This is a genomic window from Pseudomonas sp. NPDC089547 (assembly GCF_050280665.1).
Classification (GTDB): domain Bacteria; phylum Pseudomonadota; class Gammaproteobacteria; order Pseudomonadales; family Pseudomonadaceae; genus Aquipseudomonas.
Genome location: NZ_JBNNVS010000034.1, coordinates 43522 through 59263, shown reverse-complemented (window position 1 = coordinate 59263; position 15742 = coordinate 43522). Strand labels below are relative to the sequence as shown.

General features: G+C 63.2%; 13 protein-coding genes. 9 read left to right on the top strand and 4 right to left on the bottom strand.

Translation table 11 applies throughout. The features are described from left to right. Window positions 1-119 precede the first annotated feature (119 nt). From ACQKPZ_RS20745 to ACQKPZ_RS20735, 3 genes are all read right to left on the bottom strand, one after another. Window positions 120-818, bottom strand: a complete 699-nt coding sequence (locus tag ACQKPZ_RS20745) for an SPOR domain-containing protein (protein WP_391126503.1) — start codon at window positions 816-818, stop codon at window positions 120-122. A gap of 1 nt (window position 819) precedes the next feature. Continuing rightward, window positions 820-2556, bottom strand: a complete 1737-nt coding sequence (argS, locus tag ACQKPZ_RS20740; protein WP_427541667.1) for an arginine--tRNA ligase — start codon at window positions 2554-2556, stop codon at window positions 820-822. Between the two features lie 106 nt (window positions 2557-2662). Beyond that, window positions 2663-4882, bottom strand: coding sequence for a primosomal protein N' (locus ACQKPZ_RS20735; RefSeq protein ID WP_427541664.1), 2220 nt, complete (start codon window positions 4880-4882; stop codon window positions 2663-2665). 167 nt (window positions 4883-5049) lie between these two features. On the opposite strand from ACQKPZ_RS20735, the gene rpmE reads away from it, so the two are divergent. The 3 genes from rpmE (at window position 5050) to ACQKPZ_RS20720 (ending at window position 7536) form a co-directional block, all read left to right on the top strand. Beyond that, window positions 5050-5265, top strand: a complete 216-nt coding sequence (rpmE, locus tag ACQKPZ_RS20730; protein WP_003249127.1) for a 50S ribosomal protein L31 — start codon at window positions 5050-5052, stop codon at window positions 5263-5265. A 2-nt stretch (window positions 5266-5267) separates the two neighbouring features. Continuing rightward, window positions 5268-6089 (top strand): thermonuclease family protein, encoded by an 822-nt coding sequence (locus ACQKPZ_RS20725; RefSeq protein WP_427541661.1) that lies wholly within the window; start codon window positions 5268-5270, stop codon window positions 6087-6089. A 178-nt stretch (window positions 6090-6267) separates the two neighbouring features. Continuing rightward, window positions 6268-7536, top strand: coding sequence for a malic enzyme-like NAD(P)-binding protein (locus ACQKPZ_RS20720; RefSeq protein WP_391126490.1), 1269 nt, complete (start codon window positions 6268-6270; stop codon window positions 7534-7536). 223 nt (window positions 7537-7759) lie between these two features. On the opposite strand, the gene ACQKPZ_RS20715 is transcribed toward ACQKPZ_RS20720, so the two are convergent. Beyond that, window positions 7760-10213: a penicillin-binding protein 1A gene (locus ACQKPZ_RS20715; protein ID WP_427541658.1), complete on the bottom strand. Its 2454-nt coding sequence runs from the start codon at window positions 10211-10213 to the stop codon at window positions 7760-7762. Window positions 10214-10404: 191 nt separating this feature from the next. Between ACQKPZ_RS20715 and pilM the strand changes: the two genes are divergently transcribed. From pilM to aroB, 6 genes are all read left to right on the top strand, one after another. Continuing rightward, window positions 10405-11286, top strand: a complete 882-nt coding sequence (gene pilM / locus ACQKPZ_RS20710) for a type IV pilus biogenesis protein PilM (protein ID WP_427541655.1) — start codon at window positions 10405-10407, stop codon at window positions 11284-11286. Continuing rightward, on the top strand, window positions 11283-11819 hold the full coding sequence (locus ACQKPZ_RS20705; protein WP_427541652.1) for a PilN domain-containing protein: 537 nt from the start codon (window positions 11283-11285) through the stop codon (window positions 11817-11819). The genes pilM and ACQKPZ_RS20705 overlap by 4 nt, the downstream gene beginning before the upstream one ends. 11 nt (window positions 11820-11830) lie before the next feature. After that, window positions 11831-12832 (top strand): pilus assembly protein PilP, encoded by a 1002-nt coding sequence (locus ACQKPZ_RS20700; RefSeq protein WP_427541673.1) that lies wholly within the window; start codon window positions 11831-11833, stop codon window positions 12830-12832. Continuing rightward, entirely contained in the window at window positions 12756-14024 is a 1269-nt protein-coding gene (locus ACQKPZ_RS20695) for a type IV pilus secretin PilQ (RefSeq protein ID WP_427541649.1), read from the top strand. The genes ACQKPZ_RS20700 and ACQKPZ_RS20695 overlap by 77 nt, the downstream gene beginning before the upstream one ends. Before the next feature lie 4 nt (window positions 14025-14028). Next, a complete protein-coding gene (gene aroK, locus ACQKPZ_RS20690) occupies window positions 14029-14547 on the top strand; it encodes a shikimate kinase AroK (RefSeq protein WP_391126476.1) in 519 nt (172 codons plus the stop codon). 97 nt (window positions 14548-14644) lie between these two features. After that, window positions 14645-15742, top strand: coding sequence for a 3-dehydroquinate synthase (gene aroB / locus ACQKPZ_RS20685; RefSeq protein WP_391126473.1), 1098 nt, complete (start codon window positions 14645-14647; stop codon window positions 15740-15742).

The window sequence follows — 15742 nt, the reverse complement described above, 5'->3', positions numbered from 1 at the left end:
GCCTGATACATAGATGCAACCGGGTTCCTATGTTCAAAAGCAATTAGACAGTGTGGGCGAGTCCATACATAGGAGCGGCCTTGTGTCGCGATGGGGCGCAAAGCGCCCCTGTTCAAAGGTTACTGGCGGGTCTGGCGCTGTTGCAGCAACAGGTTGGCGAACCCGGCCCCGGCCAGCTGTTTCTGTGCCCCGGTCAGCTGTTCGCGGTTGCTGAACGGCCCGACCAGTACGCGGTACCAGGTTTCATCCTTGACCGTACCCGACTCCACTTTAACCGCCTGGCCCAGCAGGATGATCTGCGCGCGGACCTTGTCGGCATCGGCCTGCTTGCGGAACGAGCCGGCCTGCAGGAAGTACTGGGTGGTCGCGGCCGGCTTGATCACCGGCGGTGCCGGTGGCGGGGTCTGGCCCAGCAACGCCGCCTGGGCCCGTGCGGTGTCGATCTTCGCCGCTTCTGCCGGCGTTACCGGGGCCACCGGCTGGGCGGGCACCGGTGGCGTCTTCTCGGGTACGGCCTCTGGCGGCACGATTACCTCAGACTCCGGCAGCAACGTGTAGAAGTCGTACTTCGGCTTCACGGGCTGCTGCGGGGTGGCCTGGGCTGGCTTGCCGGCCTCGACCACTTTCTCCGGCTTCTGCTGCTCGGGCTTGGTGCGTTTGATGTCTTCGCCACCCGGCTCGAGCTTCATCAGGAATACGATGAACGCGCCTACGGTAAGGCCGACGGCCATCCATACCCAGCCCGGGATCGGCTGCTTGGCCGGCGCCGTCTGACGACTGGCGCCGCGCTTGGGTGCGGGTTTTTTCTTGGCTGCCAACTTACATGCGCTCCAGGGTTTCCAGGCCGAGCAGTTCCAGACCTTGTTTAAGGGTGCGGCCGGTCAGGGCGGCCAGGCGCAGGCGGCTTTGCTGCTGCTCAGGGGTTTCGGCAGCAAGGATCGGGCAGTTCTCGTAGAAGCTGGAGAACAGGCCGGCAAGGTCGTACAGGTAGCTGCACAGCACGTGCGGCGTGCCCTTGTCGGCGACGTTATTGAGGATTTCGCCAAACTGCGCCAGGCGTGCAGCCAGGTCCTGTTCGTGGGGAGCTTGCAGCACGATGTTGCCGTCAACTTCGTCAAAGCCCTTGCCCAGCTTGCGGAACACGCCGGCCACGCGGGTGTAGGCGTACAGCAGGTAAGGGGCGGTGTTGCCCTCGAAGTTGAGCATCAGTTCGAAGTTGAAGCTGTAGTCGCTGGTGCGGTGCTTGGACAGGTCGGCGTACTTCACTGCGCCAATGCCCACCACTTCGCCGATGTGACGCAGGTCTTCGTCGGCCAGGCTCGGGTTCTTTTCCTTGACCAGCGCGTAGGCGCGCTCCTTGGCCTCGGTGAGCAGGTCGATCAGCTTCACGGTGCCGCCGTCACGGGTCTTGAACGGGCGGCCGTCAGCGCCGTTCATGGTGCCGAAGCCCATGTGCTCCATCTGCATCGGGTGGCCGACAAAGCCTGCACGGCGTGCCACTTCGAACACCTGGTTGAAGTGCAGGGCCTGGCGCTGATCGACGAAGTACAGGGCGCGGTCAGCCTTTAGCACGTTGCTGCGGTAGCGTACCGCCGCCAGGTCGGTGGTGGCGTACAGGTAGCCGCCGTCGGCTTTCTGCACGATGACCGGCAGTGGTTCGCCTTCGCTGTTCTTGAACTCTTCGAGGAACACGCACTGCGCGCCCTGGTCTTCGACCAGCAAGCCCTTGGCCTTGAGGTCGGCCACCACGTTGGCCAGGTCGTCGTTGTAGGCACTTTCGCCCATCACGTCGGCCATGGTCAGTTTGACGTTGAGCAGCTCGTAGGTCTTCTGGCAGTGCGACAGCGAGATGTCCTTGAAGCGCGTCCACAGGGCCAGGCAGTCCGGGTCGCCGGCTTGCAGCTTGACCACCAGGCCGCGGGCGCGGGTGGCAAATTCTTCCGACTCGTCAAAGCGCTTCTTGGCGGCGCGGTAGAAGTTTTCCAGGTCCGACAGCTCGTCGCTGGTGATCGGGTTTTCCTGCAGATAAGCCATCAGCATGCCGAACTGGGTACCCCAGTCGCCCACATGGTTCTGGCGAATGACGTTGTCACCCAGGAATTCCAGTACCCGAGCCACGCTGTCCCCGATGATGGTCGAACGCAGGTGGCCGACGTGCATCTCTTTGGCCAGGTTCGGTGCCGACATGTCGATGACTACTTTTTCGCTGGCACCGGCCTTGCGCACGCCAAGGTGGGCATCGGCCAGGGCGGCGTCCAGGCGGTTGGCCAGGGCGTCGGTATTCTGGAAGAAGTTCAAAAAGCCCGGGCCGGCAATCTCGACCTTGCTGATGTCGGCGCTGGCCGGCAGGGCATTGATCAGTTTTTCGGCCAGGTCGCGCGGCTTCATGCCCGCCTGCTTGGCCAGCATCATGGCGATGTTGCTGGCGAAGTCGCCGTGGGTCTTGTCCCGGGCGTTTTCCACCTGGATCGCCGGCGACAGCCCTTCAGGCAGCACACCGTCGGTGACGAGTTGGGTGAGGGCTTGCTGGATCAGCTGGCGAATGGTGTCTTTCATGGGGATCTCTTTTCGACCGCAAGCGCGGTGAGCGCCTGGATGCGCAGGTGGAAAAACTGGGCATTATCCGTTGCCGGGAGCGGGTTGCCAACCTTTGGGCTGCAGCTCAGTAAAGGTCGACCGGGTCGACGTCCAGTGACCAACGCACCTGGCGCCCGCTCGGCATCTGCTCCAACACTAGCAACCAGGCGCTGATCAGTCGATGCAAAGGCGCCCGGGTATTGGCCTGAATCAACAGTTGCGCGCGGTAGCGCCCGGCGCGGCGTTCCATGGGGGCGGGTACCGGGCCCAGCAGTTCGATGCCCGGCAAGCGCTGCTCGGCCACCAGGCGCTCGGCGGCAGCGCACGCTTCGTCGAGGAAGCCTTCGGCCTGCCCCGGCTTGTGCGCCTCGGCTCGCAACAGTACCAGGTGGGAGTAAGGCGGCAGCCCGGCCGCGCGGCGTTCATCCAGGGCCTGTTCGGCAAAAGCGAAGTAGCCCTGCTCGGTGAGCTGCACCAGCAGCGGGTGGTCTGCCAGATGGGTCTGGATGATCACCTTGCCGGGCTCTTCGGCGCGCCCGGCACGCCCGGCTACCTGCACAATCAGCTGCGCCATGCGCTCGCTGGCGCGGAAATCGCCGGAGAACAGCCCGCCATCGGCATCGAGGATGGCTACCAGGGTCACACGTGGGAAGTGGTGGCCCTTGGCAAGCATCTGTGTGCCGACAAGGATGCTCGGCTGGCCGCGCTGGATGGTGCTGAACAGGTTGTGCATGGCGTCCTTGCGCGCCGTGCTGTCGCGGTCCACCCGCAGGATCGGGTAGTCCGGAAACAGCACCTTCAGGCGTTCTTCGGCGCGCTCTGTGCCAGCACCGACCGGGCGCAGGTCAACGTGGTTGCACTGCGGGCACTGGTGCGGCAGGCGTTCGTCATAGCCGCAGTGGTGGCAGCGCAGTACGCCGGAACGCTGATGCACGGTCATGCGCGCATCGCAGCGCGGGCATTCGGACAGCCATCCACAATCGTGGCACAGCAAGGTCGGGGCAAAACCACGGCGGTTGAGGAACACCAGCACCTGCTGGCCCGCCTCCAGGGTCTGCCGGATGGCCTGTTGCAACGGGCCGCTGATGCCGCTGTCCAGTGGCAGGCTCTTCACATCCAGTCGCAGCATGCGTGGCGGGCGTGCGCCGCCAGCGCGCTGGTTCATGCGTAGCAGGCGGTAGCGGCCGGTAAGGGCGTTGTGCAAGGTTTCCAGCGACGGCGTGGCGGAGCCGAGCAGGATCGGGATGTTCTCCTGATGGGCGCGCACCAGTGCCAGGTCGCGGGCGTGATAGCGCAGGCCCTCCTGCTGTTTATAGGAGCCGTCGTGCTCCTCGTCGATGATGATCAGGCCGGGGTTTTTCATGGGCGTGAACAAGGCTGAACGGGTGCCGATGATGATGTCGGCCTCGCCGTCCCGCGCCGCCAGCCAGGCGTCCAGGCGCTCGCGGTCGTTCACCGCCGAATGCAGCAGGGCAATGCGGGCGTTGAAGCGTTGCTCGAAACGCGCCAGGGTCTGTGGGCCGAGGTTGATCTCCGGGATCAGCACCAGTGCCTGCTTACCGGCCTCCAGGGTTTCGCGGATCAGTTGCAGGTACACCTCGGTCTTGCCGCTGCCGGTGACACCGGCCAGCAGAAACGCGCCGAAGCCGTCAAAGCCTTCGCGTACGGCGTCGAAGGCGTCGCGTTGCTCCTCGTTAAGGGGCAGTTCCGGCTGCGCCAGCCAGTGTTCATGACGCAGGGCCGGCAGGTGGCGACGGACTTCGATCTGTACCAGGTCCTTGGCCAGCAGCAGGTCGAGGCTGTCCTTGTTCAGGTTGAGCTTGGCCAGCAGGCTGTGGGCCACACCATGCGGGTGCTGGGCCAGAGTCTTGAGGGCGTCGCGCTGGCGCGGTGCACGAGTGATGCGCGGGTCTTCCAGGCGGGCACCGGGGGCAATGTGCCAGAAGCGTTCCTGGCGCATTTCGGCGGGTTCGCCCTGGCGCAGCAGCGTGGGCAAGGCCCAGCTCAGGGTGTCGCCCAGGCTGTGCTGGTAGTACTGGGCGGTCCACAGGCACAGCTTGAACAGCGACGCGGGAATGGCGGATACCGGGTCGAGCAGGGCGCTGGCGGGCTTGAGTTTGTCGGCAGGCACTTCGCTTTGCGTGCACACCTCTACCAGTACGCCGATCATTTCGCGACGGCCGAATGGCACGCGAATGCGCATGCCTGGGGTCAAGGTCTGGCGCGCCATGCTCGCTGGCGCCTTGTAGTCGAACAGGCGACGCAGCGGGGAGGGCAGGGCAAGGCGCAGGATGACGTCGGACACGCAAAAAGTCTCGGAGGGCGTTACAAGAACTGGCGAGCCTAGCAGACGACGGTCGGTGCAAGCGACACCTTGCACTGGCGCTGTGCTCTGGTATTATTCGCCGCCTAATTACGTGCGGTATTCAACAATTGGTGTTGGGTGGCGGCACGCAGCTCGAGGAAGTGACCATGAAAGAAGGTATCCACCCGAACTACGAAGTAGTTGCAGTCACCTGCAGCTGCGGCAACAAGTTCGAAACCCGTTCGACCCTGGGCAATGTCCTGTCGATCGACGTTTGCAACCTGTGCCACCCGTTCTACACCGGTAAGCAGAAAGTCCTGGACACCGGCGGCCGCGTACAGAAGTTCGCCGATCGCTTCGGTATGTTCGGTGCCAAGAAGTAATCATGCGCATGGCGAACCCCTCGGGTTTCGCAGTGCTGCAAAAAAAGGCGCCCCTTGTGGGCGCTTTTTTTATGGGCGTCATCTGGCACGTTCCCGCCATGGCGTTCTGCCCGCTGCCGGACCAGCCACAACAGGTGCTGGTGCGCCAAGTGGTGGATGGGGATACCTTGCGCCTGGCTGATGGCCGCAGCGTACGGCTGATTGGTATCAATGCCCCGGAAGTCGGCCGCAACGGCCGTACCAGCGAGCCCTATGCCGAGGCCGCCAAGCGGCGCCTTCAGGCATTGGTCAAGGCCAGTGACGGGCGTGTCGGGCTGGTGCCTGGCGTGGAAGGCAAGGACAAATATGGCCGCACACTGGCGCATATCTACGGGCGTAATGGCGACAATCTGGAAGCACAGTTGCTCAGCGAGGGCTTGGGCTACCGCGTGGCCGTTGCCCCCAACGTACACCTCAGCGGCTGTCAGAAAGCAGCCGAGCAAGCGGCGCGCAAGGCCGGTAGCGGCCTGTGGCGCCGTTCGCCCGTGGTGCGTGCCAGTGATGTCAGGCAGTCAGGCTTTGCTGTAGTCGCTGGCCGTATCAACGGTATCGACCGCAACCGTGGCGGCGTCTGGCTGAACCTGGATGACACGGTGGTACTGCAGGTTCCCGCTCGTCTGCAGCGCAACTTCCCCGCCAGCTTCTTCGATAATCTCAAGGGACGCCAGGTTGAAGCGCGTGGCTGGGTGCTGGACCGTTCCCGCAAGGGTGGCCTGAAGCCCGGGCAGCGACGCTGGCTGTTGCCATTGACCGATCCGAGCATGTTGGAGCGTATTTCAGGCTAAAAGATGTAGACATTTCGCTATTGGATTGTACACACTGTTAGCCGTATGCCCCCGTGGGTTATAGCGTAAAGTCGTAGGCTAAAGGCCTTGACACAAGTGACCGACCAGTCTTGTGACTCCCCGGCTCTTTGCGTATCCTCGGCGGTCCGTCAGAACAGTAAATAGCGGAATGCCCACCATGTCAGACCTGAAAACCGCCGCTCTCGAATACCACGCTCAACCTCGTCCGGGGAAACTGAGCGTCGAACTCTCCAAGCCCACTGCCACCGCCCGTGACCTCGCCCTGGCCTACAGCCCAGGTGTTGCTGAGCCCGTGCGTGAAATTGGCCGTGATCCAGAGCTGGCTTACAAATACACCGGCAAAGGCAACCTGGTTGCGGTGATTTCCGATGGCACCGCCATCCTCGGTCTGGGTGACCTCGGCCCACTGGCTTCCAAGCCGGTCATGGAAGGCAAGGGTGTTCTGTTCAAGCGTTTCGCCGGTATCGACGTGTTCGACATCGAAGTCGAATCGGAAAGCCCACAAGCATTCATCGACACCGTTCGCCGCATCTCGATCACCTTCGGTGGTATCAACCTCGAAGACATCAAGGCGCCTGAGTGCTTCGAAATCGAGCGCACCCTGATCGAACAGTGCGACATCCCGGTGTTCCACGATGATCAGCACGGTACCGCCATCGTGACCGCGGCCGGCATGATCAACGCACTGGAAATCGCCGGCAAGAAGCTGGAAGACGCCAAGATCGTCTGCCTGGGCGCCGGTGCTGCCGCCATCTCCTGCATGAAGCTGCTGGTGAGCATGGGTGCCAAGGTCGAGAACATCTACATGATCGACCGCAGCGGCGTGATTCACGCTGGCCGTGACGACCTGAACCAGTACAAGGCTCAGTTCGCCCACGCCACCGACAAGCGCACCCTGGCTGATGCCCTGAACGGTGCCGATGTGTTCGTAGGCCTGTCCGGCCCGAACCTGCTGAGCCCGGAAGGCCTGAAGTCGATGGCAGCCAACCCGATCGTGTTCGCCTGCTCGAACCCGGACCCGGAAATTTCGCCAGAGCTGGCGCACGCCACGCGCAGCGACGTGATCATGGCTACCGGTCGTTCCGACTACCCGAACCAGGTCAACAACGTATTGGGCTTCCCGTTCATCTTCCGTGGTGCCCTGGACGTTCGCGCCAAGCGCATCAACGAAGAAATGAAAATTGCCGCTGCCATCGCCCTGAAGGACCTGGCCAAGCTGCCAGTGCCGAAGGAAGTGTGCGAAGCCTACGGTGTTGAAGGCCTGGAATTCGGCCGTGAGTACATCATTCCGAAGCCGCTGGACGCACGCCTGATCACCGTCGTTTCCGACGCTGTGGCCAAGGCCGCCATCGAATCCGGCGTTGCTACCCTGCCGTATCCGAAGCACTACCCGCTGAACAGCGTGGATGAAGTCTTCAACGGCTGATTGCCGCTGTAGGGACATGAAAAAGCCCCGGCTCGCAAGAGCCGGGGCTTTTTGTTTGCCGATGTCCCGGCTGACGCGGTCCCTTGTAGGAGCGGCCTTGTGTCGCGAAAGGGGTGCGAAGCGCCCCCAGGATTTGTGCACTAAGCAGATATTGCTGGGGGCGCTTCGCCCCCCTTTCGCGACACAAGGCCGCTCCTACACGGACGGCGTTAGCCTGTCAGATTTAGAACAGATCCATCGGCGCCGCTTCATCGGCCGGCAGCGGGCTGCCCGGTGCTGCGCCATTGCCCAACTCATCTACCGACGGTGGCGAGTCTTCGGCCTTGAACAGTTCGAAGTAGGCGTTCGGTGTGCTCGGCGATGCCGCACGGCCACTGACCGGGTCCACGCGCAGGCTGAGGATGCCTTCCGGCTCTGCTGGCGCATGCGCCGGCTTGTCCTTGAGGGCTGCGCCCATGAAGCTCATCCAGATCGGCAGCGCCGCTGTACCACCATACTCGCGGCGGCCAAGGGTTTCCGGCTGGTCGAAGCCGACCCATACGGTAGTCACGTAATCGGCGTTGTAGCCGGAGAACCAGGCGTCCTTGGATTCGTTGGTGGTACCCGTCTTGCCCGCCAGGTCGGTACGGCCCAGGGCCAGCGCCCGACGGCCTGTGCCGCGCTTGATCACATCCTGCAGCATGCTGGTAAGGATGTAGGTGGTGCGGCCATCGATGATCTGCTCGGCCACCGCAGGTGCCTGGGGTGCGGTCGCTACCTGGCTGAAGGCCGGTGGTGCTTCGCCTGGCATGGCTGCGGTGCTGATCGGTTGTTCGGGGGCAGCCAGACCAACCTGGTCCTCGGCACCTTGCGGTACGCGGGCCGGGTTGGCAGTGAACAGCGTTTCGCCGCTGCGGCTTTCGATGCGGTCGATCAGGTACGGGGTGATCTTGTAGCCGCCGTTGGCAAAAGTACTCCAGCCGGTGGCAATTTCCATAGGCGTGAGGGTGGCAGTGCCCAGGGCCAGCGACAGGTTGCGCGGCAGGTCCTGCTTGTTGAAGCCGAACTTGGCAATGTAGTCGATAGTGCGGTCTACACCCATGGCCTGCAGCAAGCGGATCGACACCAGGTTGCGCGACTTGTACAGCGCTTCACGCATTCTGATCGGGCCGAGGAAGGTGTTGGTGTCGTTCTTCGGCCGCCACACTTTGTCCACAGATTCGTCGACGAACACGATGGGTGCATCGTTGACCAGGGTCGCGGCCGTGTAGCCGCTGTCCAGGGCGGCACTGTAGATGAACGGCTTGAAGCTCGAACCCGGTTGGCGTTTGGCCTGCATGGCGCGGTTGTAGTTGCTCTGCTCGAACGAGAAGCCGCCAACCAGTGCGCGAATAGCGCCGTTGTAAGGGTCGAGGGTGACCAGGGCGCTTTGTGCGCCAGGCACTTGGCTGAACTTGAACTTCCCATCGTCCAGACGTTGCAGGCGCACCAGGTCACCGACCTGGGCCACGTCGGCCGGCGACTGCGGTGTACGGCCCTGGGAGTTGCTATTGATGAACGGGCGCGCCCACTTCATGGTGTCCCAGGCAACCTCGGCTTGCTGGCCGTCCCGGGTCAGAACCTTGAGGCCGGTTTTATCGACATGGGTGACGATGGCCGGCTCCAGGCCCCCAAGAATGCGCTGCTTGGCCAGCTCTTGCAGCCAGGCAGCCTGGGTGCGGCCCGGGAAGCGTGCTTCGGGGCCGCGATAGCCGTGGCGTTCGTCGTAGTCGGAGAGGCCGTTGAGGATGGCCTTGTTGGCCATGTCCTGCATGTCGCTGGGCACGGTGGTAGTGACGCGGAAGCCTTCGGTGTACGCGTCGCTGCCGTAACGCCCGACCATTTCGGCGCGGGCCATTTCTGCGATGTAAGGGGCGTTCACCTCAGGCGTTGGCACGTGATAGCTGGCATTGAGCGGCTCGGCCAGGGCGGCCTGGTAGCTGGCTTCGTCGATCTTGCCCAGCTTGTACATGCGGCCGAGGATCCAGTCGCGGCGCTCCTTGGCGCGCACCGGGTTGGCCAGCGGGTTGAAGCGCGACGGTGCCTTGGGCAGGCCGGCGATCATCGCCATCTGCGCCAGGCTCACGTCGCGGATCGATTTGCCGTAATAAACCTGCGCGGCGGCGTCGATGCCGTAGGCGCGGTTGCCCAGGTAGATCTTGTTCACGTACAGCTCGAGGATTTCGTCCTTGGTCAGCTCACGCTCGATCTGCAGGGCCAGCAGGATCTCGTTGGTTTTGCGCGAGAAGCTGCGTTCGCTGGTGAGGAAGAAGTTCTTCGCCACTTGCATGGTGATGGTGCTGCCGCCGGTCTGGATATGCCCGGTTTTCACCAGTTGGGTTGCGGCGCGCATCAGGCTGCTGGGGTCGACACCATAGTGGTTGAGGAAATTGTCGTCCTCGGCTGACAGAAGCGCCTGAATGAACTGTGGCGGAATTTCCGCAAAACGGATCGGCGAGCGGCGCATTTCGCCGAATTCGGCAATCAGTTTGCCGTCGCTGCTGTACACCCTGAGGGGGATCTGCAACTGGATGCTTCTGAGGGACTCGACCGAGGGCAGGCTGGGGCTAAGATACAGAAACGCACCGCTCACACCGAGTACGAGCGCGCAGATGACTGCGACGGAAGACCACCAGAAGAACTTCAGCAGACGTATCAAGGCTTTTCGGTGTCCAGGTTGGGAGTGGATTGCACGCAGGTCCGGCGGACCGGAAAACGCTGGGCATTATAAGCATTTTTTCGCCTCTCCGGGTTACCGGCCAGGCTGCCCGTCGGCCCGACGGGCAGGCCGGGGCCAGTGTTGACGCGGGGTTGCGACAGGCCGCTGCAAGTGGCAGCAAGGAAGCCGCGATGTTAGGACGCTTTGGCAAGGATGCCAGTTCACTCATGGGGGTAGAAATTGCCTCCGACGTTGTCCGGGTTGTGCAACTTCAGCGGCGCAGTCGGCGCTGCCGGGTGCTTGCTTCGGCTCAAGAACCATTGGAATCCGCGGTCGGCAACGACTGGGTGAGCGAGCCCGCTGCTGTGGTGGCAGCGTTGCGTCGAGCTTACCGACGCAGTGGCTCCAGGCTGCGCCGGGTGGCGCTGGCGTTGCCGGCCAGCCAGGTGATCTGCAAGTTGTGCCATCTGCCGGTGGCGCAGGCAGGGGATGCGCTTGAGGCGCAGTTGCTGGCCGACGCTGAGCAGCTGTTCCCGTTTCCGTTGGACGACCTGGCCCTGGATTTTCAGGTCTTGGGCGCGTCCCGGGAGCAGCCGGGGTGCACGGAAGTGATGGTGGCCGCGTGCCGGCAAAGTGCGCTGGCGTCACTTGAAGCCGTCGTCGCGCAGGCAGGGCTACAGCTTGAGGCTGTCGAGGTCGACAACATCGCCCTCTGTCGCATGTTGCCTCGGGGTTGCCTTGAAGGCTCGGCACTGCTGCGTGTCGAAGCGCACGGCGCAGTGCTTCATGACTGGCAGCCTGGCCAGCCCTGCCAGCGCCGTGAGCTGCCAGCACCGGGGCTCAAGGCGATGGGGCTGTTGTCGGAGCACCTGCATGCCTTGCTTGCTGATGCGCATTTGCCTGCGGGCCTGTGGGTAAGCAGCAGTTCGGCGGTGGAGCCGAGTTGGCTGCATGGCCTTGGCTGCCAGCTGAATACGCCGTGCCGGCATCTACCTGCCGTGGGCGGGCTTGAACATGTCGATGGCTCGATGCTGCTGGCCTGCGCCCTGGCGCTTGGAGGGTTGCGCCCATGATGCGGTTGAATCTGTTGCCCTGGCGTGAGCGGCAGCGTCGGGCAGCGCTGCGGCGCTTTCGCACCCAGCTGGTTGTCGGCGTAGTGCTGGCCCTGTGCGCCGTGACGCTGGTCGACCAAATGGCCAGGCAGCGCGGGCAACAGCAGGCGCTGGCCAACGTGCGGCAGCAGGCCGTTCTTGAAGAATTGACCGAGCAACTGCAGCCGCTGGCCGAAATGCAGGCGCAGTACGAGGCGCTGATCGCCCGTGCGTTGGCGCTGGAGGGCTTGCGCGCCCGGCAGGGTGCCTTGGGCGATATGCTCACTGGCCTTGAAGAGGCGCTGCCGATAGGCCTCCAGCTGATCGACCTCAGCCTGGAAGAGGGCCACCTGAACATCACCGGCCTGGCGACGTCTGGTGCCGTGGTGGCGCAGTTCATGCGCGACCTGGACCGGTCGGGCCTTCTGCTTGACCTGCAACTCAGGCGCGTCAGGAGCTTGCCGGGTGGTGATGAGTTTCGGGTGACTGCGCGTGTTTCGGCGTTCTGGTCGTGAATGTGGTGCCGATCCTTGCGTGGTGGGCGGTCGTCGAGCGTTCCACGCGTATGAGGTGCATGGTGCCGGTGCTGGTTGCAGCGCTGGTGTTTGGTTTGGGTTGCGCGCTTCGCCTGCCCGCGGGCTTGCAACAGCAGGCGCACGAAGCGGCTCGACAGGCTGCATTGAGCGAGCAGCATTCAGCCAGTGTGGCGAAGCGGGCGGAGCTGGAGCAGATGCAGGCTGCTCTGGTTGATGCCGAGCAGCGGTTGCAGGTAGCTCACTGGTACCTGGCCGCCGGGGAGGGCATGAGCGATCTGCTCGACCGCCTGGCGGCTTCGGGGCATGCGCATGGCCTGTTGATCGAACGGCTCGACGTGCATGAAGCCGAGCAGCAGGCTGGCTACCGCAAAGTACCGCTGGAGCTGCAGGTAGTAGGGCGTTATGTGGCTTTGCGTCAGTGGCTGGGTGACTGGCTGGGCCAGGCGCGCCTGCTTCGCAGCGGCGAGATGAACCTGGCCGCAGTTGAGGGGCAGCCTGGGCTTTTGCGTCTGCAGTTGCGCGTCGATGCCTTTCATTCGCCCGCACCCATGCCAGCAGCTGATGTACTTGCTCGCATGCCCGCCAGGGCTGCGACGCCAGTGCCCGTGGTCGACCCCTTCGCGGCCGTGGCGACACGCAGGGTTGGCTCCGGGCTGACCAGCGTGCCGCTGGCACAGCTGGAAATGGTCGGCAGCCTGTCGCGGGGAACAGCACACGAGGCGCTGCTGATGGCGGCTGGCAGGCTCTACCGCGTGCATGCAGGAGAGCGCCTGGGTCGTAACCATGGTGTGGTGGTGCGAATCGATCAAGGCGGGGTTGAGGTACGCGAACGGCTATTCATGGCGGGGGTGTGGCATGAGCGCACGGCGTTCATCACCCTGACGAAACGCTTGGGCAAGGAGGCCTCGAAGCAGAATGAAAATGTTGATGAAATGGGGGTTGGCAGCCCTGCTTTCGAGCCCGCTGGCGTCGGCGATGCCTTATCAGGGTGAGCCCCTGTCGTTGAACTTCCAGGATGTGGAGGTGCGCTCGGTTTTGCAGGTGCTGGCCGACTATGCGGGTGTCAACCTGGTGGTTGGCGATGACGTACAGGGTAATGTCACCTTGCGTTTGCAGGACGTACCCTGGGATCAGGCCCTTGACCTGGTGCTGCGCAGCAAGGGCCTGGCCCGGCGGCAGGAGGGTAATGTGTTGCTGGTGGCGCCTGCGGCAGCGTTTGCTGCGCAGCCGTTCAATGCTGCGGTTGGGGCGGTCGCCGATGCCAGCGAGCAGCCGTTACGCCGTGAGTTGATACCGATCCACCACGCCAAGGCCGCCGAGCTGGTTGAGCTATTGCTGAACACCCTGGCGGATGACGACACCCTTGCCGCTCGAGGCAGCCTGGGAGTCGATGAACGCACCAATACCCTGGTGGCGCACCAGCCTGCGTATCGTTTGGCCGAATTGCGCCAACTGGTTGCGCAGTTGGATGTGCCAGTGCGCCAAGTGGCGATCGAGGCGCGCATCGTCGAGGCAAATGTCGATTACGAGAAAAGCCTGGGGGTGCGCTGGGGCGGGCCGCTTTACGGTGAACGCCTGCGGCCGGGCAAGGAGTTGTTCGTCGATCTTGGTGTGGAGCGTGCGGGCACTGGCGTCGGGCTGGGCCTGCTGCGCGGCGATGTGCTGCTCGACCTGGAACTCAGCGCCATGGAAAAGAGCGGTAACGGCGAGATCATTTCGCAGCCCAAGGTTGTCACGGCCGACAAGGAAACAGCCAGAATCATCAAAGGCACCGAGGTGCCCTACCAGGAAACCAGCCAGAGCGGCGCCACCTCGGTGGCCTTCCGCGAGGCGTCGCTGTCGCTTGAGGTGACGCCGCAGATTACACCGGACAACAAGGTGATCATGGCGGTCAGGGTGACCAAGGACGAGCCGGATTACGTCAATGCCTTGAACGAGGTGCCGCCAATCCGCAAGAACGAGGTCAACGCAAAGGTTCGCGTGGCGGACGGCGAAACGATCGTGATTGGTGGGGTGTACTCGACTTCGCAAAACAATGTGGTCGACAAGGTGCCATTTTTCGGTGATCTGCCGTATGTTGGGCGGCTATTTCGACGCGATGCATTACAAGAGAAAAAATCCGAGCTGCTGGTCTTCCTGACTCCGCGTATCATGAGTGACCAGGCGATTGCTGTGAGTCGTTGATTCTGTGCGAAATTTGATACTTGTGGGGCCCATGGGCGCTGGTAAAAGCACCATTGGACGCCTTTTGGCCAAAGAGCTGCGCCTGCTGTTCAAGGATTCCGACAAGGAAATCGAACTGCGATGCGGCGCCAATATCCCGTGGATTTTCGACAAGGAAGGCGAGCCGGGTTTCCGTGACCGCGAGCAGGCGATGATCGCCGAACTGTGCGAACTCGATGGCGTGGTCCTGGCGACCGGCGGTGGTGCCGTGATGCGCGAAGCCAACCGCCAGGCTTTGCATCAGGGTGGCCGGGTGATCTACCTGCATGCCTCGGTGGAACAGCAGGTTGGCCGTACCGCGCGCGATCGCAATCGCCCGTTGTTGCGCACCGCCAACCCCGAGGCAACCTTGCGCGCCCTGCTGGAGGCCCGTGACCCGCTCTATCGCGAGATCGCCGACGTGGTGGTGGAAACCGACGAGCGGCCGCCACGCATGGTGGTGATCGATATTCTCGAACGCTTGCAGCAGTTGCCGCCCCGTTAACCCGGGACTATTCTCGGCCACCAGCGCCGAGGCGAGGTTCAACGTTACCGCGCGGGTTGCCCGTAAGGCGCCGCGCTCAAGTACATTGTGGGGATACATGCAGACACTTAAGGTCGACCTGGGCGAGCGTAGCTACCCGATCTACATTGGCGAAGGCCTGCTGGACCAGCCTGAACTGCTGGCGCCACACATTGCCGGCCGGCAAGTTGCCATCGTTTCCAACGAGACCGTCGCGCCCCTGTATCTCGAACGCCTGACCAAGACCCTGGGTGCCTATTCGGTGCTGCCAGTGGTGTTGCCTGATGGCGAAGCCTACAAGAACTGGGAAACCCTGCAGCTGATCTTCGATGGCCTGCTCACCGCGCGCCATGATCGCCGTACCACCGTGGTCGCCCTGGGCGGCGGCGTAATCGGTGACATGGCTGGCTTCGCGGCTGCCTGTTATCAGCGGGGTGTCGACTTCATCCAGGTGCCAACCACCTTGCTTTCCCAGGTTGACTCGTCGGTAGGCGGCAAGACCGGTATCAACCACCCGCTGGGCAAGAACATGGTGGGCGCCTTCTATCAGCCCAATGCGGTGCTGATCGACACGACCAGCCTGAACACGCTGCCCGCACGCGAGCTGTCGGCAGGCCTGGCTGAAGTGATCAAGTACGGCCTGATCTGCGACAAGCCGTTCCTTGCCTGGCTTGAGGACAATATTCAGGCCCTGCGTGGCCTGGACCCTGTGGCCCTGACCGAGGCTATCAGCCGCTCTTGCGCGGCAAAGGCTGCGGTAGTGGGGGCCGACGAGCGTGAGTCCGGCGTACGGGCCACGCTGAACCTGGGGCATACCTTCGGGCATGCCATCGAGACCCACATGGGCTATGGCGTGTGGCTGCACGGCGAAGCCGTGGCAGCGGGCACGGTAATGGCCCTGGAAATGTCCATGCGCCTTGGCTGGATCGACCAGGCCGAGCGCGATCGCGGAATCCGCCTGTTGCAGGACGCAGGTTTGCCGGTGGTGCCACCACAGGAAATGACCCCGGCGCATTTCATGGAGCACATGGCGGTCGACAAGAAGGTGCTCGACGGGCGCTTGCGTCTGGTGCTGCTGCGCCAGATGGGCGAGGCCGTGGTTACCGACGACTATCCGAAAGAGATTCTACAGGCCACGCTGTCGGCGGATTACCGCGCGATCGTGGCCCAGCTTTGA

Coding starts and splice junctions, on each gene's coding strand:
- ACQKPZ_RS20720 (WP_391126490.1), top strand. CDS start 6,268: ATGTCAGACCTGAAAACCGCCGCTCTCGAATACCACGCTCAACCTCGT.
- argS (WP_427541667.1), bottom strand. CDS start 2,556: ATGAAAGACACCATTCGCCAGCTGATCCAGCAAGCCCTCACCCAACTC.
- ACQKPZ_RS20695 (WP_427541649.1), top strand. CDS start 12,756: ATGAAAATGTTGATGAAATGGGGGTTGGCAGCCCTGCTTTCGAGCCCG.
- ACQKPZ_RS20725 (WP_427541661.1), top strand. CDS start 5,268: ATGCGCATGGCGAACCCCTCGGGTTTCGCAGTGCTGCAAAAAAAGGCG.
- aroB (WP_391126473.1), top strand. CDS start 14,645: ATGCAGACACTTAAGGTCGACCTGGGCGAGCGTAGCTACCCGATCTAC.
- pilM (WP_427541655.1), top strand. CDS start 10,405: ATGTTAGGACGCTTTGGCAAGGATGCCAGTTCACTCATGGGGGTAGAA.
- ACQKPZ_RS20705 (WP_427541652.1), top strand. CDS start 11,283: ATGATGCGGTTGAATCTGTTGCCCTGGCGTGAGCGGCAGCGTCGGGCA.
- rpmE (WP_003249127.1), top strand. CDS start 5,050: ATGAAAGAAGGTATCCACCCGAACTACGAAGTAGTTGCAGTCACCTGC.